The organism is Desulfosudis oleivorans Hxd3 (assembly GCF_000018405.1).
Taxonomy (GTDB): Bacteria; Desulfobacterota; Desulfobacteria; order Desulfobacterales; family Desulfosudaceae; genus Desulfosudis; species Desulfosudis oleivorans.
This window is the reverse complement of record NC_009943.1, coordinates 784,602-808,139: the sequence shown is the minus strand read 5'-3', so window position 1 is coordinate 808,139 and position 23,538 is coordinate 784,602. Positions and strand designations below refer to the sequence as shown.

The window sequence follows — 23,538 nt, the reverse complement described above, 5'->3', positions numbered from 1 at the left end:
GCATGATGTAAAAATATGTAAAGCGTCATTGCGATCCCGCCAGGGCGGGACAGGGCCGCGAAGCAATCTTGTACATATGCGGAGGAGATTGCTTCGTCGCTACGCAATGACGGGGGGAGCGCTGCGCTCCTTGATGGGCGAACACAAAGGTTCGCCCCTACACCCTTTTACTCTTGCTCTTATTCTTAACCTTAATTCGCAATGGCCTTATTGTCCGGCTTCAGCATTATACAGACCCGCCAACTTTTCAACCTTATTCGTACCGGTCCGTTATCCTCAAAAACAGGAATTTAAACAGTCAATATGTTCAAAAAGGGCTCCCATCGAAATCGAAATCGGGATCGGGATCGAAACTCATGTGCCGCCTTGATTTCAGCGCCCGTCAACCCGCTTTTTCCCTTGGCGTCATGCCCAAAGTTGCCAGCAGGGCCAGGTCATCGGCCAGGTTTCTTCCGCTGGTGGTCAGGTAGTCGCCGGTCATGATGCCGCTGGCCCCGGCGTAAAACACCAGGGGGTGAAGATCTCCCAGGTTATGCACCCGCCCGCCGCAGACAATAATCTCTTTGTCCGGCAGCACATGGCGCAGAAAAGCGATAATCCTGAGGCACCGCAGCGGGGTCAGGCGGCTCGCCTTTTCCATGGCCGTGCCCTTGATGGGCACCAGAAAGTTGACCGGAACGGAATCCACATCCAGGTCACGCAGGGCAAAGGCCAGTTCCGCCACCTGGTCATCGGTTTCGCCCAGGCCGAAGATACCGCCGCAGCAGACCGACAGGCCGGCGGCCTTTGCCGCTTTCACGGTTTGGACCCGTTCTTCGTAGGTATGGGTGGTGCAGACGTTTGCAAACAAACTTTCCGCGCTCTCCAGGTTGTGGTGATACCGGGTGACGCCGGCATCCCGAAGCATGGCCAGCTGCCCGGGGTCCAGAATGCCCAGGGAGGCGCAGGTGGAAACAGCGGTGGTGTCGATGGCGGCCAGTGCCCGGCTGACGGTTGAAACCTCGGCGGAAGAAAGGCCCCGGCCGCTGGTGACAACAGAGTAACGGTTTACCGGCGTGGATTCCAGACGGCGGCCCGGCTCGGCCAGGTCGATTTCGGAGATCAGGGGATAGGCGTCAATATCGGCTTTGGCCCGGACAGACTGGGAACAGAAAGCGCAATCCTCCGAGCACCGGCCCGACTTGCCGTTGCGAATCACGCAGAGATGCACCGATGTGCCGAAAAAATGCTCCCGCAGCAGGTCGGCGCCGGGAAAAAGCAAAAACGTCCGGTCATCCGGCATGCGGATCAGCGACAGCAGGGTGTCGTCGTCCGGGGTTTCTCCGGCCTGTATCCGCCGGGCAGTGTCGGTCAGCTGTATGGGGTGAAGCATTGTCTGGGTCACCATGAAAACCTTTCAAAACAGGCCTTCAGGGAGGCCTGAGTAATATCCGGCATGGGCTCGATTTGGCCGATCACGGCCACCTTGCCGTAATGCTCCACGGCCTTTCGGTTTTCCGGGTTTGGCGCGCCGTTGATCACCACGCCGAACACCGGAATGCCGGACTGTTTCAGGCGATCCACGGTCAGCAGGGTGTGGTTGATCATGCCCAGACGGCTCTGGGCCACCACCAGCACCGGGGCCCCGATGCGGACCATCAGGTCCAGCATCAGCCGAGTGTCGTCAAGGGGCACCATCACGCCCCCTGCCCCTTCCATGATCAGGGGGGTGTCCGGGTCTGCCGGCGGCACCGCGATGCCGTCAACATCGATCTTCCGGCCCTCCATTTGCGCGGCCAGGTGGGGCGACACCGGGGCGTCAAACACACAGGCCTCGGGCCGGAAATGGCTGTCATCCAGGCCGGTGACCCGGCGGACAAAGGCCGTGTCCGTGCCCTCGACTGCGCCGCTTTGCACCGGCTTCCAGTAAACCCCTTTCAGGCCCGCCATCAGGGCCGCGCACACCACAGTCTTACCCACGCCGGTGTCGGTGCCGGTGACAAAGAGCCGCAAAGGAAAATCGCCGCGTTTCATGGCCGCCTCCATGCGCCAAAGGCATCGGCCAGACGGTCCACATCGGCGCGGGTATGAAGGGCGGAAAGTGAAACGCGGATTCGGGACTGGGCCTCGGGTACGGACGGGGGCCGAATGGCCACTGCCAGAAACCCCCGGCCTTCCAGGAACCGGGAAAGATCAAGGGCCGCCTGTTCCGACCCCACGATCACGGGAAGAATCTGGGAAGAGGATGCCCCGGTGTCAAACCCGAAAGTGGCCAGGCGGACGCGAAGATGGGCCGCGTTGTCCAGCAGGGTTTGCCGCTCGGCATCCATGGCCGGCACCAGGTCCAGGGCCGCATCAATAGAACCCAGCACCGCCGGGGGCAGGCCGGTGGAATAGATGAACCCGGCGCACCGGTTGACAAAAAAATCGCGCAGGGCCGACGAACAGGCCACATAGGCACCGAAGCTGCCGCACCCCTTGCCAAAGGTGCCCATGACCACGTCAACGGGTTTTCCGCAGGTCAGGCCCATGCCCTGTTCCCCGAACACGCCGGTGGCATGGGCCTCGTCCACCATGAGCAGGGCGTCGTGGGCCTGCGCCAGGCCGGCAAGGGCGTCCATGTCGCAGCAGTCGCCGTCCATGCTGAACACCGACTCGGTAACGATCAGCCTGCGGGAAAACCCCCTGTTTGCGGTTTCAACCAGCAGTTTTTCCAGGTGGGCCGGGTCGTTGTGGTCAAAAAGGGTGACCGCGCACCTTGCCAGCCGGCACCCCATGATAATGCTGTTGTGGTTGAGACGGTCTGACAGGATCAACGAATCTCTGTCGCACAGGGCCGGCAGCAGGGTGGTGTTGGCCTGGTAGCCGGAGTTCAGCACCAGGGCGGCCGGTGTCTGCTTGAGCCGGGCCAGTTTTTCTTCCACCCGGTCAAAGCAGGTATAGTTGCCGCAGACCAGGCGGGAGGCGGTGGCGCCGGCACCCCATTGGGCGGCAAACGCCTGAGCCCGTTCGACAAGAAGCGGGTGGCACGACAGGCCCAGGTAATCGTTGGAGCAGACATTGAGCAGCCGGGCCCCGTTGATTGTCACCGCGGCCCCGTCTGCCGGCGCAACGGGCCGAAGGGTACGAAGCCTGCTGGCGGCCCGACGCTTTTCAAGTTCTGCTTCAACAAAATCAAGCTTGCTCATGATTGTAAATCCGGTAGAAGGGCCACCACTTCGCAAATGGCCGTGGTAAGCCGGGAGAGTGCTTCAGGCGTGATGATGTAAGGCGGCATGATATAGATCAGGCGGCCGAAAGGCCGGACCCACACGCCCCGCTCCACAAACAGGGTCTGGGCCCGGGCCGTGTCCACCGGCTCTTTTGTCTCCACCACGCCGATGCCGCCCAGGCACCGCACCTCACGGACGCCCGGCATATCGGCGCACGGCCCAAGCCCCTGTTTCATCCGCGCCTCCATTCCCGTTACCGCCGCCTGCCAGTCAAAGGTGTGCAACAGGTCGATGGCGGCAACAGCCGTGGCGCAGGCCAGGGGGTTGCCCATGAAGGTGGGGCCGTGCATGAAAAGGCCGGGATCGCCTGAAGAGATGCCGCGTGCCACCTTTTCAGAGGCCAGGGTGGCGGCCAGGGTCATGTACCCGCCGGTTAAGGCCTTGCCCACGCACAGAATGTCCGGCGATATACCGGCATGCTCGCAGGCAAACAGTTTTCCGGTGCGGCCGAACCCGGTGGCGATCTCGTCGCAGATCAGCAGCACCTCGTATTGATCGCACAACTGCCGGGCCATGGCCAGGTACGCCGGGGAATAAAAGCGCATGCCCCCGGCCCCCTGCACCACCGGTTCCAGGACCAGGGCCGCGATCTCCCGGTGGTGGGCCGCCAGCAGCTGCTCCAGGTTTTGCACGTCCCTGTCGTCCAGGGGACCTTCAAACGGAGACCGGGGCATATCGGCAAAGAGCTGGGCCGGCAGAATGCCGGAAAACAGGTGGTGCATGCCGGTGACCGGATCGCACACCGACATGGCGCCCAGGGTGTCGCCGTGATACCCGGAACGGATGGCTGCCAGCCGCTGTTTTTCCGGCCGGCCCACGGAAGACCAGTACTGAATGGCCATCTTGATGGCCACTTCAACGGACACCGAACCGGAATCGCACAGAAACACCGCGTCAAGGCCGGGCGGGCAGATGCCCAGCAGCCGCCGGCACAGCTCCACGGCGGGCCGGTGAGTCAGGCCCCCGAACATCACGTGGGCCATCTGTTCAAGCTGGCCGGTGACGGCCCGGTTGAGTACCGGATGATTATAGCCGAAAACGGCGGTCCACCACGAGGCCATGCCGTCAATCAGTTCCCGGCCGTCTTCAAGAAAAAGGGTGCATCCTTCGGCCCGTTTTACCGGGTAGACCGGCAGGGGGTTGCCAATGGAGGTGTAGGGGTGCCAGATGTGGGCCCTGTCGAAGTCTAGCATGGATTGTGTGTGGTGCATGGAACTTCCTGCCCGGGCCGGCGCGGTCCGGGCGATGGCAGACGGTTATGAATTGTTGGATTCCGTGTAGATCAGATTGATGGGCAGAGGGGAGCACTTTCTTCTGCCGGCCTTAAAGTCCTTGGGCAGAATGTGCTGACTTTCCACGGTCAGCCACGGGGCCGCCGGGTTCAGGGTACGCAGCTTGCCGTCGGCCGGCTCCCTGGCCGGGTCGGTGAACATGTAAAACACCTGAAGGATACAGACGCTGGACCGGCCCTCGGCGGCAATCACATAATTGTCGGTAAAGTCCTTGAGGGTCATGTTGTTGGTATTGGCTAGGTTGGTGACGACGGATTTGGAGAGCTTCACCAGGGCGGTCTTGTAAATCCCCCGTTCCGACATGCGGGTGACATACCGGGCCTCGCTGCTGGCCACGTACACAGTGCTGATGCAGGGCAGCCGTTTTAAGAACTGGGCCGCCACCAGGGCAGCGGTTCTTCTGCCCCCCACCATGAAGGGAAAGCCGTAATATTCAAACAGCTTTTTCTGAAGGCTCTCGGCGTATTCATCCCCTTTTTCATACAGGTCTTTTGAAATGTAGCGCAGGTAGCGGGCCAGGTCTTCGGCGGCCTCGTCAATGGGCCAGTCGATGCGCACGTGAAAATGGGTGACCCCATAACGGCTGGTGGAAGTCGTGGCCGGGTCCCGCTGAATCAGCAGGGCGTAATCCAGGGACATCAGGTCTTTTAAAAAATTAAAAAACCGGGCCGAATCAAGGTATTTCTGGGTCCTGTCAAAACTGTCCAGCGGCAGGGAGTTGGAGCCGATCAGGTTGGTCTTGGTGGTCTTGTTGATGTCAAAAAAGCGGATATACTTCTTGTAGTTTTCAGGAATGCTGTCTTCCACAAACATCACCAGAAAAGAGTTCTGGCTTTCGTATTCGGTCTTGGGAATCTGGGCCCTGGGCTTGAACTCCCGTTTTTCAGGAAAGGGGTAGGGTTCGTTTTTTTTCTTAAAGTTTTTATACGAATCAATCAGGGCGCACTCCACGATAAACTGGTCCAGATCGTCCCTGAGCAACTCGTAATAGGAGCGCCGCAGCCGGTGCTCACTGCTCAACTCTTCCCGTACCCGCCAGTGGAACATGTGCCCTCCTGTCCTCAACAGCTTCATTTTTTTGGGTATTCTAGCGCATCCCACCGGAAGCTGTCAACAGAATAAACCTCCTTTTTTTAAAAAATCGCCAAAATATGGGGGTTGAGGGCCACCGAACCGGTTTTTACGCCGGCTGGTTTCGCTCCAGGGCCGCCACGCCGGGCAGGGTTTTTCCCTCCATCAGCTCAAGAAAGGCCCCGCCGCCGGTTGAAATATAAGAAATCCGGTCGGCCACGCCCGCCTCATGCACCGCGGAAACCGTGTCGCCGCCGCCCACCACGGTGAACGCCTTCGAATCGGCCACGGCCGCGGCCACGGCCTTTGTGCCGGCGGCAAAGGCCTCCATCTCGAAGATGCCCATGGGCCCGTTCCATACAATGGTTTTGGCGTCTTTTAAGGCATCACCGAACAGACGGCTGGTCTCCGGCCCGATATCCAGGGCCATGGCATCCGCCGGAATCCGGTCCACCGAAACAGCCTGCCGGTCGGCATCGGGATCGATTTTTTCAGCCACAATCACATCCACCGGCAGAAAAAGTTCAACCTTTTTTTCCGCTGCCTGCCGAATGACAGACCTGGCCTCTCCGATCAGCTCCTGCTCGATCTTCGATTTCCCCACATTCACCCCTTTGGCCGCCAGAAAAGTATTGGCCATGGCCCCGCCGATAATCAACCGGTCGACCTCCTGAAGCAGATGCTGCAGTGCCGGCAGCTTGGAAGAAACCTTGGCCCCACCCACAATGGCCACAAAGGGCCGGGCCGGATTTTCCAGGGCCTTGCCAAAGGCGCCCAGTTCCTTTTCCATCAGGAAACCGGGCGCGCACACCGGCGCATACTTTGTCACGGCATCCACTGATGCATTGGCCCGGTGGGACACGGCAAAGGCGTCATCCACATATACATCGCAGAGCGCGGCAAGCGCCCTGGCAAAAGCGTCGTCGTCGTTCGCTTCACCGGGATGAAAACGAAGGTTTTCCAGCATCAGAACATCGCCCGGCGCCATGCGGGCGATGCGGGAAACCACATCCGGCCCCACGCAGGTGTTGGCCATTTCCACCGGCCGGTCCAGCAGTTCGCCCAGCCGCCTGGCTGTGGGCGCAAGGCTGAAGACCGGATCGGGCTTTCCCTTGGGCCGGCCCAGGTGGGAGCAGACAATAACCTTTGCGCCGGCACCCACCAGGTATTCAATGGTGGGCACCGCGGACTGTATGCGCGTGTCGTCGGTGATTTGCTGCTGATCGTCCAGGGGAACATTAAAGTCGACCCTCACCAGCACCCGCTTTCCCGCCACATCAATGGTTTTCAGTGATTTCATGAAACACCTCCTGTGTTTATACGGACTTACTCCTCTATAATCTTGCTCGTACTCTTGTACTCAACTTACGTCATTGCGAGCGGAGCGAAGCAATCTTGTACAAATGCGTAGGAGATTGCTTCGTCGCGTTGCTCCTCGCAATGACGGGGAGGCGCGTTGTTCCTCGCAATGACGACGGTTTCGGTTAGACGTGTCGTTTTATTTTGGAAATATAATTCCCCTTACTCCTTTTCCTGCTCTTTCCGCTTCAACGCCTTGCGCTTCGACCAGCGTTCGAAAAACCCCATGTTGCCGGAGGCGTAAGCCCGGTCGACTTTTTCCTCATCCAGTTTAAGGCCGTCCCTGCTCTGACTGGCGGCCCGCAGGCACTCGGTTTTCCAGGCGCAGGCCATGCAGGTGTCCGGGGTAACGCGCAGCCCGTCTTCTCCCATGGGAAAAACTATGTCCAGCCGGCCGAAACATTCCGGCGCCTGTTTAGAATTGTCCGGCATCGTTCTTCTCGCTGACAAGCCGGCCGGCCTCAAGGGACTCGGCCTCCTGGTGAAATTTTGCCATGTACCCGTTATCGGCAAAACTGAAGTGACCCCGCTCGCCCACGATAATGTGCTCATGCACGGTGATGCCCATGGTCTTGCACGCCATCACCAGCTTGCGGGTGATGGCAATGTCCTGACGGGAGGGTTCGGGCTCGCCGGAGGGATGGTTGTGGCAGCAGATCAGGGCCGCGGCATGGTGAGCCAGGGCCCGGGCCACCACCTCCCGGGGATAGACCGGGCTTTCGGTAAGGCTGCCCTCGGACAGGGTCTCCACGACGATCACCCGGTTTTTGGCGTCCATAAAAATCGCGGCAAAGGTTTCCCGGTGCCGGTCCCGAAGGGTGTGGTTGAGATAGTTGAGCAGGTCGGTGGAGTTGGCCAACAGGGGACGGCCGACCAGTTCTTTTTCAAGGCAGCGGTCGGCCACGGCCTTGACCAGCCGTATGCCGAAAAGGTTTTTCGGGCCGATGCCGTCAATCCGGCAGAGCGCTTCAGGCGCGGCATTGAGCACGCCCTGAAGGGTCTTGAATTCGGCCATGGCCGCCTTGGCCGGTGCCTTGCAGTCCTTGCGCGGCGTGGCCAGGGTCAGCAGCAGTTCAATGATTTCATAATCATGAAAGCCGGAAAGACCCGAGGCCAGAAACTTCTCCCGCAGCCGCTGCCGGTGACCGGTGCCTTTATGGGATGTGGTTTGGGTCATGCGCAGGACCGTTGCCTGTTTTTCCGCGAAGCAAAAGGAAAGGCTCAGTAAGCCGTCACCTCGTCATCGATCTCGTGTTTCAATGTCCGGGTCATGAGCCGCAGCACCGCGTCTCCCGGAGCCAGCCCCTCGTAAAGGATGCGATACACCTCGTGGCAGATGGGCATCTCCACGTTGCGCTTGTTGGACAGGTTGAAAACCGACTTGGCGGTTTTTACCCCTTCGGCCACCATGCGCATGGAGGCCAGGATCTCATCAATGGTCATGCCTTCCCCGAGTTTCTTGCCCACCGTGTAGTTCCGGCTCAGGCTGCCGGTGCAGGTCAGAATCAGGTCCCCGATGCCGGCCAGGCCGGAAAAGGTGTGGGGGTTGGCGCCCAGGGCCATGCCCAGGCGCCGCATCTCGGCCAGGCCCCGGGTGATCATGGCGGCCCGGGCGCTCAAGCCCAGGCCCAGGCCGTCGCAAACGCCGGAGGCAATGGCAATGACATTCTTGACCGCCCCGCCGAGTTCCACGCCCACGGGGTCGTCATTGGTATAAACCCGGAACAGGGGCGCGGCAAACACCTGCTGCAGAAACAGGGCCGTTTCCGTGCTGGTGGAGGCCACGGCCACCACCGTGGGCAGGTTGGCCGCCACTTCACGGGCAAAGCTGGGGCCCGACAGCACGGCAATCTTTTCAGCAGGCGTGTTGGGAAGCACCTCGGACAGGACCCCGGTCATGGTCAGATGGGTCTTGTTCTCAATGCCCTTGGAGGCGGTCACCACAATGGTGCGGCCGTCCAGGTGGTCCGCCGCCCGGGCCGCCACGTCCCGGGTCAGGTGAGAAGGCACCACCATGACCACGATGTCCCTGTCGGCCACCACGGCCCCAAGATCATTGGACACGGAAATTCCCTCGGCCAGCTGAATACCGGGCAGGTAGATCGTGTTTTCCCGGCCCTTTTCGATCTGCTCGCACAGCTCCGGCTCATAGGCCCAGAGCAAGGGAAAAAGCCCCTTGGATGCCAGCAGGTGGGCAATGGCCGTGCCCCAGCTGCCCGCGCCCACAACGGCGACTCGAAGATCCGTCTGGCCGCTACTCATCGCCTTCTCCATTGGTCAAAGCCGCCCCGTCATCGCCGCTGTCGTCGTTCTCGTCGTCCTCTTTTTCCGCCAGGCGGGCCGCGCCGGTGACGGTTTCGCCCTCTTCCATGCCGATCAGCCGGACCCCCTGGGTGTTGCGGCTGATCACGGAGACGCCGCCCACGGGAATGCGGATCAGCTTGCCCCGGTCGGTCATGATCATCAGTTCGTCATCGTTTTCCACCAGCAGAATGGCCACCACCTTGCCATTGCGCTTGGTGGTCTTGATGGTGATCACACCCTTGCCGCCCCGGCGGTTGACGGGATATTCGTCGATTTCAGTCCGTTTGCCGTAGCCGTTCTCCGTGATGGTCATCAGGGTGTTGCCGTGGCTTAAGACCTCCATGCCCACCACGTGATCGTCCTTTTCCAGGGTCATGCCTTTTACGCCCCGGGCCAGGCGGCCCATGGGCCGAACATCCGACTCCAGGAACCGCACCGACTTGCCGTTTTGCGAGCCCAAAAACACGTTCCATGAACCGTCGGTGATGCGGACCGCGATCAGTTCATCGCCGTCGGCCAGCCCCAGGGCGATGAGCCCGCCGGAACGGGGCCGGCTGTAATCCATGATATCGGTCTTTTTGACCATACCCTTCCGGGTGGCCATAAGCACGAAAAGCCCGGGCGAAAATTCCGGCACACTGAGCACCGTGGCCAGGTCCTCGCCCTCGTTGAAATTAAGCAGGTTCACGATGGCCGTACCCCGGCTGGCCCGGCCGGCCTGGGGAATCTCGTAGACCTTGCGCCAGAACACCCGGCCCCGGTTGGTAAAAAACAGGAAGGTATCATGGGAGGATGCCACGAACAGGCGGTCCACAAAATCGTCTTCCCGTGTTCCCATGGCGGTCTTGCCCCGGCCCCCCCGGCGCTGCTTCCGATAGAGGGTGATGGGGTTGCGCTTGATGTAGCCGGCACGGGAGACGGTGACCACCATCTCCTCTCTGGCGATCATGTCCTCAAGCAGGATCTCCTTTTTCTGGCCCATGATCTGGGTGCGCCGCTCGTCGCCGAATTCGGCCTTGAGATCGGCCAGCTCCTTTTTTATCAGGTCCAGCACGATGCGCTCGCTGCCCAGAATTTCGTTGAACCAGGCGATCTGCTTTAAGGTCTCTTTGTACTCTTCAATAATCTTTTCCCGCTCCAGGCCGGTGAGTTTCTGCAGGCGCATGTCCAGAATGGCCTGGGCCTGAATCTGGGTGAGGCCGAATTGCTCCATCAGGCCGGTACGGGCCTCGGCAGGGGACGCGGACCGGCGAATCAGGGCCACCACCTCGTCCAGGTTGTCTAAGGCGATCTTCAGGCCCTCTAAAATATGGGCCCGCTCCTCGGCCTTTCTCAGGTCGAACCGGGTCCGCCGGACAATGATCTCCTTGCGGTGAAGGATAAAATACTCGAGGATTTCCTTTAATGTCAGCAGCTCGGGCCGGTTGTTCACCACGGCCAGCATGTTGATGCCAAAGGTGTTTTCCAGCTGAGTGTGCTTGTAGAGCTGGTTGATCACCACGTCGGCAAACTGGTTTCTCTTCAAACCGATGGCAATGCGCATGCCCTCCTTGTCCGACTCGTCCCGCACATACCGGATGCCGTCGATGACCTTGTCCTTGACCAGTTCCGCGACCTTTTCGATCAGCCGGGCCTTGTTCACCTGGTAGGGCAATTCATCAACCACAATGGTTTCGTCATGGTCGTCCTTTCCCTTTTCCACAAACACCCGGCCACGGACCCGGATCTTGCCCCTGCCCGTGGCGTAGCCCTCGGCAATGCCGTCGGTGCCGTGAATGATGCCGCAGGTGGGAAAATCGGGGCCCGGCACATGCTGCATCAGGGCTTCCACGGACATATCGGGGTTATCGATCAGGGCCGTGATGGCGTCGGCCACCTCGGAAAGATTGTGGGGCGGAATGTTGGTGGCCATGCCAACGGCAATGCCGGAAGATCCGTTGATCAGCAGGGTCGGCAACCGGGAGGGCAGCACCAGGGGTTCTGAGAGACTCTCGTCATAGTTGAGGCCTAAATCCACGGTCTCCTTGTCGATGTCTTCCAGCATCAGGTGGGCCAGCTTCTGCATGCGGACCTCGGTATACCGCATGGCCGCCGGCGAGTCGCCGTCCACGGAGCCGAAGTTGCCCTGACCGTCCACCAGCATGTAGCGCATGGAAAAATCCTGGGCCATGCGCACAATGGCGTCATATACCGCGGTATCGCCGTGGGGGTGATACTTGCCGATCACGTCGCCGACCACGCGGGCCGATTTCTTGTAGGGCTTGTTCCATTCGTTCTTCAGTTCATGCATGGCAAAAAGGATGCGGCGATGCACCGGCTTGAGCCCGTCCCGTACATCGGGCAGGGCACGGCCGATGATCACGCTCATGGCGTAATCCAGGTAGGATTTGCGCATCTCTTTTTCGATGCTTATTTCTTCGTGGCGAACAGCGGTCTCTTCCATTGGTGTGTCACCTTTTTAAAACTATTCTCTTGATACCGGTATTGTATAACCTTCCCGCACAGCGCGGGCCTATCCCGCCTATCTGGCGATAAACCCGCCGGCAGCCAGCAGCAGCATGAACTCGTAGGTAAACACCGCCGTGTAGTTGCCCATGAAGTGAAACACGATACCGCCGCCGATAATGGCCGGCACGCCGAACACCACCATTGTTCCCAGCAGTCTTGCAATGCTCATTGCCTTACTCCTTGATTTTTATTTTATGTATTGTTGCGATTACTGTCTTTCAATCACCATGGCCATGCCCATGCCGCCGCCGATGCACATGGAAATCAGGCCGGTGGTGTAACCCTTTCGCTTCATGTGGTGCAGGGCCGTCACGGTCTGGCGGGCCCCGGTGCAGCCGATGGGATGGCCCAGGGAGATACCGCTGCCCAGCTCGTTGGGCTTTTCCGTGTCAATGCCCAGCTCCCGCATGCAGCCGATGGCCTGGGAGGCAAAGGCCTCGTTGAGCTCGATCATCTCCATGTCGGCCATGGTCATGCCCGTGCTTTTCATCACCCTGCGTACCGCCGGCACCGGCCCCAGGCCCATGTAGGCCGGGTCCAGGCCGCCCGCGGCAAAGCCCTTGATGGAAACCGACGCGTCCAGGCCCAGCTCCTTTGCCTTTTCCTCGCTCATCAGGATCACGGCGGCGGCGGCATCGTTGATGCCGGACGCGTTGCCTGCGGTCACGGTGCCGTCCTTGGCAAACACCGGCTTTAAGCCGGACATTTTCGCCATGTCGGTGTCCATGGGCCGCTCGTCGGTGTCAAACACCACGTCCCCCTTGCGCGAGGACATCACCACCGGCACGATCTCCTGGGCAAAAATGCCCTCGGTGATGGCTTTTCTGGCCCGGTTGTGGCTCAGCACGCCCAGTTCGTCCTGCTCCTTGCGGCCGATATCGTAGAGCCGGGCGATGTTCTCGGCGGTGACACCCATGTGGTAGCCGTAAAAAATCTCGTACAGGCCGTCAAACACCATCAGGTCGTATACTTCACCCACGCCGGTAAGCTCCATGCGGTGGCCCCACCGGGCCTTGGGAAGGGCCATGGGCGCCAGGCTCATGTTCTCCTGGCCACCGGCCACCACCACGTCGGCCTGGCCCGTCATGATGGCCGAAGCGCCAAGGGCCACGGCCTTGAGACCGGAACCGCAGATCTTGTTCACGGTCATGGCCGGGGTCTCCTTGGGCAGGCCGGCCCGGATCATGGCCTGCCGGCCCGTGTTCTGGCCCTGGCCCGCCTGAAGCACGTTGCCCATGATCACCTCGTCGATCACCACCGGCACGGCCCCTTCTTCCCAGTCGTAAGCCTTGTTCTCCAACTCGATACGCCCCTGGTCCCTGAGCCGGTCCGGTGCCGCCTCGGACATCAGGTCGCTGGTGACGGGCCGCAGGCCCGCCTTTTTCAGGACGCCCCGCATCACCACGGCACCCAGGTCCACCACGGGCACGCTCTTGAGAGAGCCGCCGAAAGAACCGATGGCGGTGCGCACGCCTTCCACGATCACTACTTTTCTCATGCCTTACTCCTTGTTTATATCCGCTGTTACTTTGATAAACAGTTCATCCAGCTGTTTTTTGTCCGCCGGAGACGGGGCATCGGTCAGGGCGCAGGCCGCTTTCTGTGTCTTGGGAAACGCGATCACCTCGCGAATGGAGGACTCGCCGCACAGGAGCATCACCAGACGGTCGAATCCAAAGGCCATGCCGCCGTGGGGCGGGGCCCCGGAATCCAGGGCGTCGAGCAGAAAGCCGAACTTGGCCGTGTAATCTTCCGGCGCCAGGCCCAGGGCCTCAAACATTTTTTCCTGCACCTGCCGGTTATGAATACGAATGCTGCCGCCGCCGATCTCGGTGCCGTTCAACACCAGGTCATAGGCCCGGGAGCGTACCGCCTCGGGGTCGGTGTGCAGATGTTCCATGTCCGCCTCGTGGGGCGCGGTAAAGGGATGGTGCTTGGCCTGGTAGCGCTTTTCGGTCTCGTCATACTCGAAAAAGGGGAAGTCCGTGACCCACAGAAAACACATCCTGTTTTTGTCCACCAGCCCCAGCCGTTCGCCGATGCGGTTTCTCAGGTTGCCCAGGCTGTCGTTGACAACGGACGCGGCATCAGCGCCGAAAAAGACCAGGTCCCCGACCGCCATGTTCAGCCGCTGTGCCATGGACGCCTTTTCGTCGTCGGTGAAAAACTTGGCAATGGGGGACTGCCACCCGTCCTCCCTCACCTTGACCCAGGCCAGGCCCCTGGCCTTGTAGATGGCCACGAACTCGGTGTAGTCGTCCAGCTCCTTGCGGGTAAAATCGGCGCATCCCTTGGCGTTTAAGGCCTTGACAATACCGCCGTTCTTCACCGCGCCGGAAAAGACCTGGAACCCGCACCCGGCCGCGATATCGGTGATGTCCACCAGTTTCATGTCAAACCGCAGGTCGGGCTTGTCCAGGCCATAGTCGGCCATGGCCTGGTCATAGGTCATGCGGGAAAAGGGCAGGTCCACGGCTTCGCCGGTAACCTGACGGACCACGTTGGCGACCAGCCCTTCGCCGATGGCCATCACATCCTCCTCGCCCACGAACGACATCTCAAGGTCGATCTGGGTGAACTCGGGCTGGCGGTCGGCCCGCAGGTCCTCGTCCCGGAAGCACCGGACAATCTGGTAATACCGGTCAAACCCGGCCACCATCAGCATCTGCTTGAAGAGCTGGGGAGACTGGGGAAGGGCGTAAAAAGCGCCGGGATTGACCCGGCTGGGCACCAGGTAGTCCCTGGCCCCTTCCGGCGTGTTGCGGGTAAGAAACGGGGTCTCGATGTCTAAAAAGCCCTGGCTGTTGAGAAACTCCCGGGCCGCCATACCGGCCCGGTGACGGGCCAGAAGGTTTTTCTGCATGGCCGGCCGGCGCAGGTCCACAAACCGGTGCTTGAGCCGGATCGATTCAGACACGTCGATCCGGTCCTCCACCATGAAGGGCGGTGTTTTGGCCGTGTTTAAAATGGCCAGCTCGCTGGCCGCCACCTCGATCTCGCCGGTGGTCAGTTTGGGATTGACCATGTCGTCGGGCCGCTTTTCCACCTTGCCCTTTACGCAGATCACGTACTCGTTGCGGATATCGTGGGCCTTGGCATGTACCGCCGGCTCCCGGTCCGGATTAAACACCACCTGGGTGATGCCCTCCCGGTCCCGCAGGTCTACAAAAATAACACCGCCATGATCCCGGCGACGCTGCACCCAGCCGGCCAGCACCACCTCGGTTCCCGCGGACGCCGCGGAAAGCTCGTTGCAGGTGTGGGTCCGTCTCATATTTCCCAGCGTGTCAACCACTTGCTTTAGTTCTCCTGTCTGTTGTCCATCATCGTTATCAGCGCGCCGGGCACGTCCCCAAGGGGAATCTCCTGCTGCGCCTTTGTCTTCATGTTTCTCAAAATCAGGCTGCCGGTTTCCATTTCGGCGTCACCCACGATCAGCACATGGGAGGCGTTCCACTTGTCGGCGGTTTTCATCTGGCTTTTCAGGCCCCGCTCCTCCAGGCTCATTTCAACGTCAAAGCCCCGGCGGTTGAGCTCGCACATCCACCCGAAAGCCCTGCGCCGGGCACGCTCGCCCAGGGCCGCGATAAAAAGCCGGAGGTGGGCGACATCGGACACGGTTTCCTCCATTGCCACCAGCTCCACCAGCCGCTCCAGGCCCACGGCAAATCCCACGGCCGGCTGGTCCGGCCCGCCCAGCAGCTTCACCAGGTCATCGTACCGGCCGCCGCCGGCAATGGCGCTCTGGGCCCCCAGCCGGTCGGTCTGCACTTCAAACGTGGTGCGGGTGTAGTAGTCCAGCCCCCTTACCAGGCGCTTGTCGATATCAAACCCCACGCCCAGGTCCGTCAGAAGGCCGGTGACCTCGTCAAAATGAGCGGCACAGCCGGGGCAGAGAAAATCAGTGATCTGCGGCGCCTCGGCCGACACATGGCGGCACCGGTCCACCTTGCAGTCCAGTACCCGCAGCGGATTGCGATCGATGCGCCGGGTGCAGTCCTCGCACAGGTCGGCCTTCCGGCCTTCCAAAAAAGAGAGCAGCCGCTGCTTGAAGGCCGGCCGGCACTGGGCGCACCCCAGGGAGTTGATGTGCACCCGGGTGTCTTTCAGGCCAAGGGCTGAAAACAGGATCATCAGCATGAAGATCAACTGGGCGTCCATGTAGGGCGCGGCCACGCCAAAGGCCTCGGCATTGATCTGGTGAAACTGCCGGTACCGGCCCTTCTGGGGCCGTTCCCGCCGGAACATGGGGCCGATGGTGTAAAGCTTGGCCACCGGCGTGTCGGCATAGAGCTTGTGCTGAATATAGGCCCGCACCACCGAGGCGGTGGCCTCCGGTCGTAATGTTACCAGGTCGCCGCCCCTGTCCTCGAAGGTGTACATCTCTTTTTCAACAATATCAGTATCTTCCCCGATGCTTCGCTTGAACAGCTCGGTGCGTTCCATCACCGGGGGCCGAATCTCGGAAAAACCAAAGGCACCAAATGTGACGGCCGCCAGTGTCTCGATGCGACGCCACCGGTCCGCCTCACCGGGCAGAATATCCTTGAAGCCTTTAATTAACTGTAACATTTATATTTTTTAATGCTTTCGATGCGTTTCAGGGTGCTCTCGCATCCCTTTTTATGAATCAGGTTAATGTATATGGCAGGCCCTCTTTAGTCAATAGTTTATATTATATATGGCGACGCCGTAAAATCCCAATTTCTGTGTTGCGACGCACCCCTCGTCACTGCGGCGTACGACCAGTACGCCTCATTCCTCTGGGCTTGTGCGCCTTGAACTTGACCCGGACATTTCATGAAATTTTTCGACGTGAGTGAATATTCATATCAAACACAGTCTGTTGCAACAAAATTCAGGCGTTTTTGCAAAACACAAACTGTCATGAGCGGGGTGAGGCTTTTTTCGCCAATTTGTATGTCGAAAATTTCACCCTTCGGGCGAGTCACCTTGGCCGCATCTGCTGTGTTGCAGGCCGCTTGCGGTAGATTGACTACAGCTTCGCGTCCTGCGCCTTGCATCTGCGACCAAATCAACTCGTGAAATATCCGGGTTAGGATTTTACGGCGCCGCCACAGCTTTGGCTTTTCGGATTTTATTTAAAACAAAATAGAATAGTTATCTATCAACCAGGGATAACATTCGGTGGAGTGGATGCACCCGGCCCGAATAGCGCTTCCCATAACTACAATATTCTGTTATAATTCTAAAACTATGGAAAAAGAGATCCTGTCAAGGCTCAAAGTATGGCAGGGGGACATCACCACCCTGGAGGTGGATGCCATTGTCAATGCCGCCAACAAGACCCTGCTGGGCGGGGGCGGCGTGGACGGGGCCATTCACCGGGCCGCCGGTCCTGAGCTGCTGGCCGAGTGCAAAACCCTGGGCGGATGCGATACCGGCCAGGCCAAAATCACCAGGGGCTACCGGCTGCCGGCAAAATTCGTGATCCACACCGTGGGGCCGGTCTACAGCCGGTCCAACCCGGGTGTGGCAAAACTCCTGGCTGGCTGCTACACCAACAGCCTGAAACTGGCAAAAGACCAGGGCCTGGCCTCGGTCGCCTTTCCGGCCGTCAGCTGCGGAGTGTACGGCTACCCCATGAAAGAGGCCTGCAGAATCGCGTTGGACACGGTGTGCGACTTTCTTGAGACCGACCGGACCATCGAACAGGTGATTTTCGCGCTTTTTTCCGCGGACGCAGTCAGGGTGTATGAAGGGTATCTGTCAGTCCTTGCATAATTTTTATCACATGGAACCGTAATGGTGGGAAAAAGAGAGTTGACAAACAGCGGTTCCGTCATTAGGTTACGAAAACGGCAATAGCAACAGCTCTGTTAAAGCAGACAAACTGCCGGGAACATACCGGCTTTTACGGCATCGGGATCCGGTGCCAGAAGGAGGTTTCTCATGAGTGGCATTGAAATCACGCCTGCGGCCCAGGAGCAGATCCTGGACTACTTCAAGGGCAAGGACGTAAAACCCATACGGATCTTTTTAAACGAAGGCGGGTGAGGCGGCCCATCCTTTGCAATGGCTCTGGATGAGCCAAAAGATTCGGATACGGTTCACAAGGTGGATGACCTGCAGTTCATCATGGACAGCGCTTTCCTGGAAAAAGCCCAGCCGGTAAAGGTTGACTTCAACCAGTTCGGCTTCGCCATTTCCTCTGCCATTGAACTTCAGAAAGGCGGCAGCTGCGGCGGTTCGTGCAGCAGCGGCTCCTGCGGTTAACCGCCCGGCCCGAAAGGGCCTGACAGTACACATTAAAAGCCCGCTGTCATGCTTCGGCATGGCAGCGGGCTTTTACGTTTCATGACCCCGGCCGGGAGAGACCGTCCTTGTTGACCGCTGTCCGCCTTCATGGTAGGAGAAAGCTTTGACACACCGGTATCAACATCAAGACACCGAAGGAGCAGGAATGGCGGATATCACTTACACACTGGACAAGGAAGTGGCGGTTGTTTCGTTAAACACCGGCGAAAACCGGTTCAACCTCGACTTTGTCGACACCTTTATCTCGGTGTTCGACGAGCTCGAGACCAAAACCGAGGCCCGCACCATTGTGGTTACATCCTCCCACGAGAAAATCTTTTCCAACGGCATCGACCTGGACTGGCTGTCCGGCCTGATCCAGGCCGGTAAAGCCGACGAGGTAAAACAGTTTCTCTACCGGCAGAACGACATGTTCAAGCGGGTGGCCACCTGCCCCATGATCACCATTGCCGCCATTTCCGGCCACGCCTTTGCCGGCGGCGCCATTCTGGCCTGCGCCTTTGACTTTCGGGTGATGCGGTCCGACCGGGGGTTTTTCTGCTTTCCCGAGGTGGACCTGGGCATTCCCTTTCTGCCGGGCATGCTGGCGCTGCTCGAGTCCGCCATTCCCCTTTACAAAATGAATGAGATGCAGTACCTGGGCCTGCGCATGACGGCCGAAGAGTGCGAAAAGCACCACATCGTGACCAGGGCGTGTCACAAAGACGACTTGATGAACGAGGCCATGGCCTTTGCAAAAAAGTTCAACAAGGACCGCAAGACGATCGGCGAGATGAAGCGCCGCATGAACCGGAACATTGTGGCCGCCATGGACAACGAAGATGGGGCGTATATCGAAAGAGGGCGCCTGGTTTGACAGGCGCGGCTTCGATCCTGCCCATATCCACAAACTAGGAGGCAACCATGGAACACCTGATGGAGATCATCAAAAACCGTCGCAGCATTCGCCATTTTGAAGCAACACCGCTTTCCGATGAAATGGTCAATACCCTGCTGGAGTCGATAAAATGGGCCCCCTCCTGGGCCAACACCCAGTGCTGGGAGGTGGTGGTGGTCAAGGACCCGGCGATAAAAGAGCAACTGGCCGAGGCCGTGTTCAAGGGCAACCCGGCCGCAAAGTCGATCACCGCGGCGCCGGCGGTGTTTGTGCTGTGCGCAAAGCTGCAAAGCTCGGGCTACTACAAGGGCCAGGTCACCACCAAGTTCGGCGACTGGTTCATGTTTGACATGGGCATCGCCTGCCAGAACCTCTGCCTGTGCGGCCACGCCATGGGCCTGGGCAGCGTGGTGGTGGGCCTGTTCGACCACGACAAAACCCGGACCGTCCTGAACGTGCCCGAAGGATACGAAGTGGTCTGCATGGTGCCCATGGGCCATCCGGCCAAATCCTCGTCTGCACCCAAACGCAGGGAGATTAGCGAGTTCACCCATAACGACACGTTCTGATAAACCGGCAGGCGCATTTATCAATTCTCTATCATCGCTATCGAAATCGGGATCGGGAGTGAAATCGAATCGCGAACTCCCTCTCCCTCTGGGAGAGGGCCGGGGTGAGGGGTTCGAACCGATACCTATACCGATACCGATTCAATAAATAATGGAAACCTCCTTTCTCACCATCGCATCCCTCTCCTTTGCCGTGGCCCTTACCGGCGCCATGGCGCCGGGACCGCTTTTGACCTACACCATCATCCAGTCCGCGCAAAGCCGGCGGGGCTACCTGATGGGCCTCTGGATCATTGCCGGCCATGCCGCCATTGAGGCGGCCATCATCGTGCTGCTGATGGCCGGGTTCTCCTTTGTGTTAAACAGCCCGCCGGCCGTAAAAATCATCGGCGTGGCCGGCGGTACCATGCTGGTGTGGTTCGGCATCTCCGTGATTCGCGACATTTATCGCCGCCACCGGCCCGGGGCCCTGAACGGCGAAACAAGTGACATCGCGCCCGCTCTCGCAACAAACACCACCCTGCGCCGGCGGCTGTTGAAAAACCCGGTGTCCGGCGGGGCACTGGTCTCCATGGCCAACCCTTACTGGTGGGTCTGGTGGGCCACCATCGGGCTGGCCTTCATGACCGAATTTGAAATCTCCTTTGCCAACCCGGCCGGGTTTGCCGCCTTTTTTCTGGGCCACGAGGCCGGGGACCTGGCCTGGTACCTGGTGGTCTCCACCCTCGCCTTCTGGGGCGTTCAGAAGCTCAACCCCAAAGTTTATGCCGCCATGCTGACCTGCTGCGGCCTTTTCATGGTGGGGTTCGGGATATACCTGGGCGTGTCGCCATTCATCTGACATCCAAATCGAAATCGGGATCGGGATCGGGATCGACGCGGCAGGATCGCATCCTGACGGCTTAACTCCCCTGCGTCATTGCGCGAAGCGAAGCAATCTTGAACGCACTGTGGGTCATTACCCGGCGTGACCGGGTAATCCAGAATAAAATTGACTGAAATACCTTCCTGCTTATCTGCGTACTTTTCTTGGCGGTAAGAAAAGTACCAAAAGAACCGCGCCCCGCAGCTTGGCCTTCGGCTTCCCTCGCGCAAACGCTTTTTTCGGCGCGGGCAGGAACTCGCCCGCCTTCGGCAGGCTCAAACAGCCTGCCCGCTGCTTCCGAAAAAACCGTTTGCACTCGGCTGCGCTGCAATGGGCGGAAACAACGGCTGCCCGGACCACCCATCATAATACAATTCTTCCTTTGCGCCCTACACTTTCTTGTCAGGGCTTGATCTTTATCGCACGATGCACACAATGAATAACATGATCCCCGGTTGACATTTCGACAAAATAAATTCTAGTATCCTAAAAAGACCGGAGGGGACGGACGTTTACATCACAATAAATATTAATCGCTAAAAAATATGGGTTTAGCCGTGAGTCGATTTAGTGAAATCCGCCGAAAGATAGATTCGAGCTCTATAAGAATTTTTGCGCGCACCTTACTTTGGCCGTACAATGGTATGGTTAATGACATACTTGGTGCTATACAAACAGGAGGGAATTATTTAGCGGCACTAGGGTTGGCATCTTATACAGAAATTTGTGGGCGACAAATTTTCTTCGGTGGCGACAACAACAAAAAAGATTGGGAGTGTTTCAATCAATTCATTAAGCACATGGGGTCAGAAGAAATCCTAAATGAGAAACTAATATTTGAAGGGAAGCCCGTTTACTTCAAAGATGCCGTTCGTAATGGCTTGGTGCATCGATATTTCATGAAAGTCGGTAGTGGTAAGGTTGCAATGTCATCATCAAAAGCACAAGCAAAAAGAACTGGCTTCCTCATTAATGGACCAAATGAGGTCGTAATGGTAGTCATCCCGTATTTTGAGCTCTTCTGTGGTGCTCTTAAACGGGCAAGAGATGAAGAGCTGCTAAAATGGAGATCATAAATTTTTGGACTAACAACATCATCAGCGTACTTGCGAAGATTGGGGGCCTGTTTGGTTATACCGCCTTTGTCATCACGCTGAGTTGCGCTGTAGTCCTCAACGAGTCTCTCTTACACGACGACAGCTACATCGTTGGATGGGCAGCAGCATGGTTTATTCTCCCAGCCTTGTTGCTTTATCTCGTTCTTGAACGGCTAACGGTTGGTCGCATAAAGCATATCGCTGTAGCCGTGTATTCGTTCTTGTTTATCGGATATGGAATTTTAGTAGAAGTTATAGGCGGTGAGGGCGCAGGCTACGGTGTATTCTTCATCGTCGTCTACTTGGTGAGTCTGGCCTTCACTCTGCCGGTTTTGAGATATCTATCCGTCCGAAGAGTCCTTGTCACACTCTGGTGCCTCGGTGGCCTGTATGCTGCGGCTTTTGGCTTTGTTATGAGTTCTTACCTAGTGTCCATCCACAGATATAACTACTTGTAAAGAATAAAAAAAGCGCATTTTGTACTGGTATTTTTTGTCTTGCTGTAGTATATAAAAGTTATCCAAGCTTTCAATATAACTACAGAAAACAAAAAGGAGCCCAATACAAAATGCGCAAAAAATGGCAAAAACAAATGACCTTCATGCCTCAAGAAATTGATCATCCGCAAGCCAGAGAACTCGAAGCCATCAGTCAGTTGCTTGACAGCAAATCTACCATTTACGAAATCGTCTTGCAAGACCTTCCCAGTCAAGCGACATCCGGCTCGCCAGGTGGCGCCCAGGGCATGACTGCCGAGCAGGTGATACGAGCCGCCATTGTAAAGGTCCTGTTCGGCTTTACATACGAAGAACTGGCCTTTCATTTGGTCGATTCCATGAGCATCCGGCGCTTCTGTCGAATCGGCATTACCGACGAAGGGTTTAAAAAATCCACGCTTCATAAAAACATCAAAGCCCTGTCCGCCGAGACCTGGCAGTTGATCAACAAGGAGGTGCTGGCGCATGCCGAAGAAGCCGGGATTGAAAAAGGCCGTCAGGTGCGTATTGATTGCACGGTTGTTGAAAGCAATATCCATAAGCCGAGTGATTCTGTCCTTCTGTGGGACGCCGTCCGGGCTATTACCCGGTTATTGGAACGCGCCCAACAAGAGACCGGGAAGCAAAGGCTTTTGTTCCATGACCACCGGCGGATCGCAAAAAAACGAATGCTGGCGATTCAATACACCCGTGACGCAAAAGCCCGAAAGCCCCTTTACAAAGACCTTGTCAAAAAAACCCGCCAGTGCGTCTCCTATGCCAGGTCAGCCGTAAAAGCGCTGGAGCAATCCGTGGCCCATCCTTCCAGAACGGCATTGGCCATTGAACTGCAGAGCTTTGTGCGCCTGACCGATCAGGTGATCCGTCAGACCGAGCTGCGCGTCTTCCAGGACCAGCAGGTTCCGTCGTCAGAAAAAATCGTCTCTTTGTTTGAACCGCATACGGACATCATTGTCAAAGACCGCCGGGACACCTATTACGGACATAAAGTCTGTCTGACCGGCGGCAAATCAAATCTGATCCTTGATTGCCTTATTGTTGAAGGCAACCCGGCCGATACCACACTGACAGAGACCATGCTGGATCGCCAGCATCAGATTTATAATCGTTACCCGCTGAAAGCCGCCCTTGATGGCGGATTTGCCTCCAAAGACAACCTGGCCAAAGCCAAAGAGAAAAAGATCAAAGACGTATGCTTTGCCAAAAAACGCGGGTTGTCTGAATTGGATATGTGTCGCAGCCATTATGTTTATAAACAGTTACGCCGCTTCCGTGCGGGCATCGAGGCCGGGATATCCTGGCTCAAACGGACCTTCGGCTTCAACCGCTGCATGTGGAAAGGCCTGCCGTCCTTTAAAAGCTATGTCTGGGCAACGATCGTGTCGGCAAATTTGCTGACCGTTGCCAGAAAACAACTGGCATAACCGGACCCCGACATAACGATTTTGATAAGTCATGGGGATAGCTGTTCCCCAAAACTGATATTTTGTGGTATTTTGTTTGCTCAATAATTTTTTATCCCCAAAAAATAAGGGGTGATAAAATTTTGCTCATAAATGTGCCAGATTA

23 protein-coding genes are annotated in these 23,538 nt (G+C 58.0%); 8 read left to right on the top strand and 15 right to left on the bottom strand.

Annotation, left to right across the window (positions count from 1 at the left end; translation table 11 throughout):
- Positions 1 to 382: 382 nt before the first annotated feature.
- The 15 genes from bioB to DOLE_RS18490 all read right to left on the bottom strand — a co-directional run bounded on the left by bioB (position 383) and on the right by DOLE_RS18490 (position 16,809).
- Entirely contained in the window at positions 383 to 1,387 is a 1,005-nt protein-coding gene (gene bioB / locus DOLE_RS03510; protein WP_012174111.1) for a biotin synthase BioB, read from the bottom strand.
- A complete protein-coding gene (gene bioD / locus DOLE_RS03505) occupies positions 1,381 to 2,013 on the bottom strand; it encodes a dethiobiotin synthase (RefSeq protein WP_012174110.1) in 633 nt (210 codons plus the stop codon). The genes bioB and bioD overlap by 7 nt, the downstream gene beginning before the upstream one ends.
- Positions 2,010 to 3,167: an 8-amino-7-oxononanoate synthase gene (bioF, locus tag DOLE_RS03500; RefSeq protein WP_012174109.1), complete on the bottom strand. Its 1,158-nt coding sequence runs from the start codon at positions 3,165 to 3,167 to the stop codon at positions 2,010 to 2,012. Before bioF ends, bioD begins: the two co-directional genes overlap by 4 nt.
- Entirely contained in the window at positions 3,164 to 4,462 is a 1,299-nt protein-coding gene (bioA, locus tag DOLE_RS03495; RefSeq protein ID WP_012174108.1) for an adenosylmethionine--8-amino-7-oxononanoate transaminase, read from the bottom strand. The genes bioF and bioA overlap by 4 nt, the downstream gene beginning before the upstream one ends.
- A 45-nt stretch (positions 4,463 to 4,507) precedes the next feature.
- Positions 4,508 to 5,590: a hypothetical protein gene (locus tag DOLE_RS03490; RefSeq protein WP_012174107.1), complete on the bottom strand. Its 1,083-nt coding sequence runs from the start codon at positions 5,588 to 5,590 to the stop codon at positions 4,508 to 4,510.
- A gap of 133 nt (positions 5,591 to 5,723) precedes the next feature.
- Positions 5,724 to 6,914, bottom strand: coding sequence for a phosphoglycerate kinase (locus DOLE_RS03485; RefSeq protein WP_012174106.1), 1,191 nt, complete (start codon positions 6,912 to 6,914; stop codon positions 5,724 to 5,726).
- Positions 6,915 to 7,135: 221 nt separating this feature from the next.
- Entirely contained in the window at positions 7,136 to 7,405 is a 270-nt protein-coding gene (locus tag DOLE_RS03480) for a hypothetical protein (RefSeq protein WP_012174105.1), read from the bottom strand.
- The gene (gene radC, locus DOLE_RS03475) at positions 7,389 to 8,150 is read right to left on the bottom strand and encodes a RadC family protein (protein WP_012174104.1); all 762 of its coding nucleotides are present in this window, start codon (positions 8,148 to 8,150) and stop codon (positions 7,389 to 7,391) included. The genes DOLE_RS03480 and radC overlap by 17 nt, the downstream gene beginning before the upstream one ends.
- 44 nt (positions 8,151 to 8,194) lie before the next feature.
- Complete coding sequence (locus DOLE_RS03470; protein WP_012174103.1) at positions 8,195 to 9,235, bottom strand: NAD(P)H-dependent glycerol-3-phosphate dehydrogenase; 1,041 nt, start codon at positions 9,233 to 9,235, stop codon at positions 8,195 to 8,197.
- Positions 9,228 to 11,720: a DNA gyrase subunit A gene (gene gyrA / locus DOLE_RS03465; RefSeq protein WP_012174102.1), complete on the bottom strand. Its 2,493-nt coding sequence runs from the start codon at positions 11,718 to 11,720 to the stop codon at positions 9,228 to 9,230. The genes DOLE_RS03470 and gyrA overlap by 8 nt, the downstream gene beginning before the upstream one ends.
- Positions 11,721 to 11,798: 78 nt before the next feature.
- A complete protein-coding gene (locus tag DOLE_RS18385) occupies positions 11,799 to 11,954 on the bottom strand; it encodes a hypothetical protein (protein ID WP_012174101.1) in 156 nt (51 codons plus the stop codon).
- A 39-nt stretch (positions 11,955 to 11,993) separates the two neighbouring features.
- The gene (locus DOLE_RS03460; protein WP_012174100.1) at positions 11,994 to 13,283 is read right to left on the bottom strand and encodes a thiolase family protein; all 1,290 of its coding nucleotides are present in this window, start codon (positions 13,281 to 13,283) and stop codon (positions 11,994 to 11,996) included.
- 3 nt (positions 13,284 to 13,286) lie between these two features.
- Positions 13,287 to 15,080: an aspartate--tRNA ligase gene (gene aspS / locus DOLE_RS03455; protein ID WP_012174099.1), complete on the bottom strand. Its 1,794-nt coding sequence runs from the start codon at positions 15,078 to 15,080 to the stop codon at positions 13,287 to 13,289.
- 5 nt (positions 15,081 to 15,085) lie between these two features.
- A complete protein-coding gene (gene hisS, locus DOLE_RS03450; RefSeq protein WP_012174098.1) occupies positions 15,086 to 16,357 on the bottom strand; it encodes a histidine--tRNA ligase in 1,272 nt (423 codons plus the stop codon).
- Between the two features lie 260 nt (positions 16,358 to 16,617).
- Positions 16,618 to 16,809, bottom strand: coding sequence for a hypothetical protein (locus DOLE_RS18490; RefSeq protein ID WP_208596991.1), 192 nt, complete (start codon positions 16,807 to 16,809; stop codon positions 16,618 to 16,620).
- A 193-nt stretch (positions 16,810 to 17,002) separates the two neighbouring features.
- Here DOLE_RS18490 and DOLE_RS03445 point away from each other — a divergent pair, with 193 nt between their 5' ends.
- The 8 genes from DOLE_RS03445 to DOLE_RS03405 all read left to right on the top strand — a co-directional run bounded on the left by DOLE_RS03445 (position 17,003) and on the right by DOLE_RS03405 (position 23,393).
- Positions 17,003 to 17,530: an O-acetyl-ADP-ribose deacetylase gene (locus DOLE_RS03445; protein WP_208596990.1), complete on the top strand. Its 528-nt coding sequence runs from the start codon at positions 17,003 to 17,005 to the stop codon at positions 17,528 to 17,530.
- 168 nt (positions 17,531 to 17,698) lie between these two features.
- Positions 17,699 to 18,022 carry an IscA/HesB family protein gene (locus DOLE_RS18715; RefSeq protein WP_208596989.1) on the top strand — a complete coding sequence of 108 codons (324 nt, stop codon included), beginning with the start codon at positions 17,699 to 17,701 and terminating at the stop codon, positions 18,020 to 18,022.
- Between the two features lie 187 nt (positions 18,023 to 18,209).
- On the top strand, positions 18,210 to 18,920 hold the full coding sequence (locus DOLE_RS03435; RefSeq protein ID WP_012174094.1) for an enoyl-CoA hydratase/isomerase family protein: 711 nt from the start codon (positions 18,210 to 18,212) through the stop codon (positions 18,918 to 18,920).
- 47 nt (positions 18,921 to 18,967) lie between these two features.
- Complete coding sequence (locus tag DOLE_RS03430) at positions 18,968 to 19,510, top strand: nitroreductase family protein (RefSeq protein WP_012174093.1); 543 nt, start codon at positions 18,968 to 18,970, stop codon at positions 19,508 to 19,510.
- 151 nt (positions 19,511 to 19,661) lie between these two features.
- Complete coding sequence (locus tag DOLE_RS03425) at positions 19,662 to 20,351, top strand: LysE family transporter (RefSeq protein WP_012174092.1); 690 nt, start codon at positions 19,662 to 19,664, stop codon at positions 20,349 to 20,351.
- 668 nt (positions 20,352 to 21,019) lie between these two features.
- Positions 21,020 to 21,451, top strand: coding sequence for a hypothetical protein (locus DOLE_RS03415; RefSeq protein ID WP_153304345.1), 432 nt, complete (start codon positions 21,020 to 21,022; stop codon positions 21,449 to 21,451).
- Positions 21,439 to 21,930: a hypothetical protein gene (locus DOLE_RS03410; protein WP_012174090.1), complete on the top strand. Its 492-nt coding sequence runs from the start codon at positions 21,439 to 21,441 to the stop codon at positions 21,928 to 21,930. Before DOLE_RS03415 ends, DOLE_RS03410 begins: the two co-directional genes overlap by 13 nt.
- A 110-nt stretch (positions 21,931 to 22,040) precedes the next feature.
- Positions 22,041 to 23,393 (top strand): ISNCY-like element ISDol1 family transposase, encoded by a 1,353-nt coding sequence (locus DOLE_RS03405; RefSeq protein ID WP_012174089.1) that lies wholly within the window; start codon positions 22,041 to 22,043, stop codon positions 23,391 to 23,393.
- Positions 23,394 to 23,538: the final 145 nt, after the last annotated feature.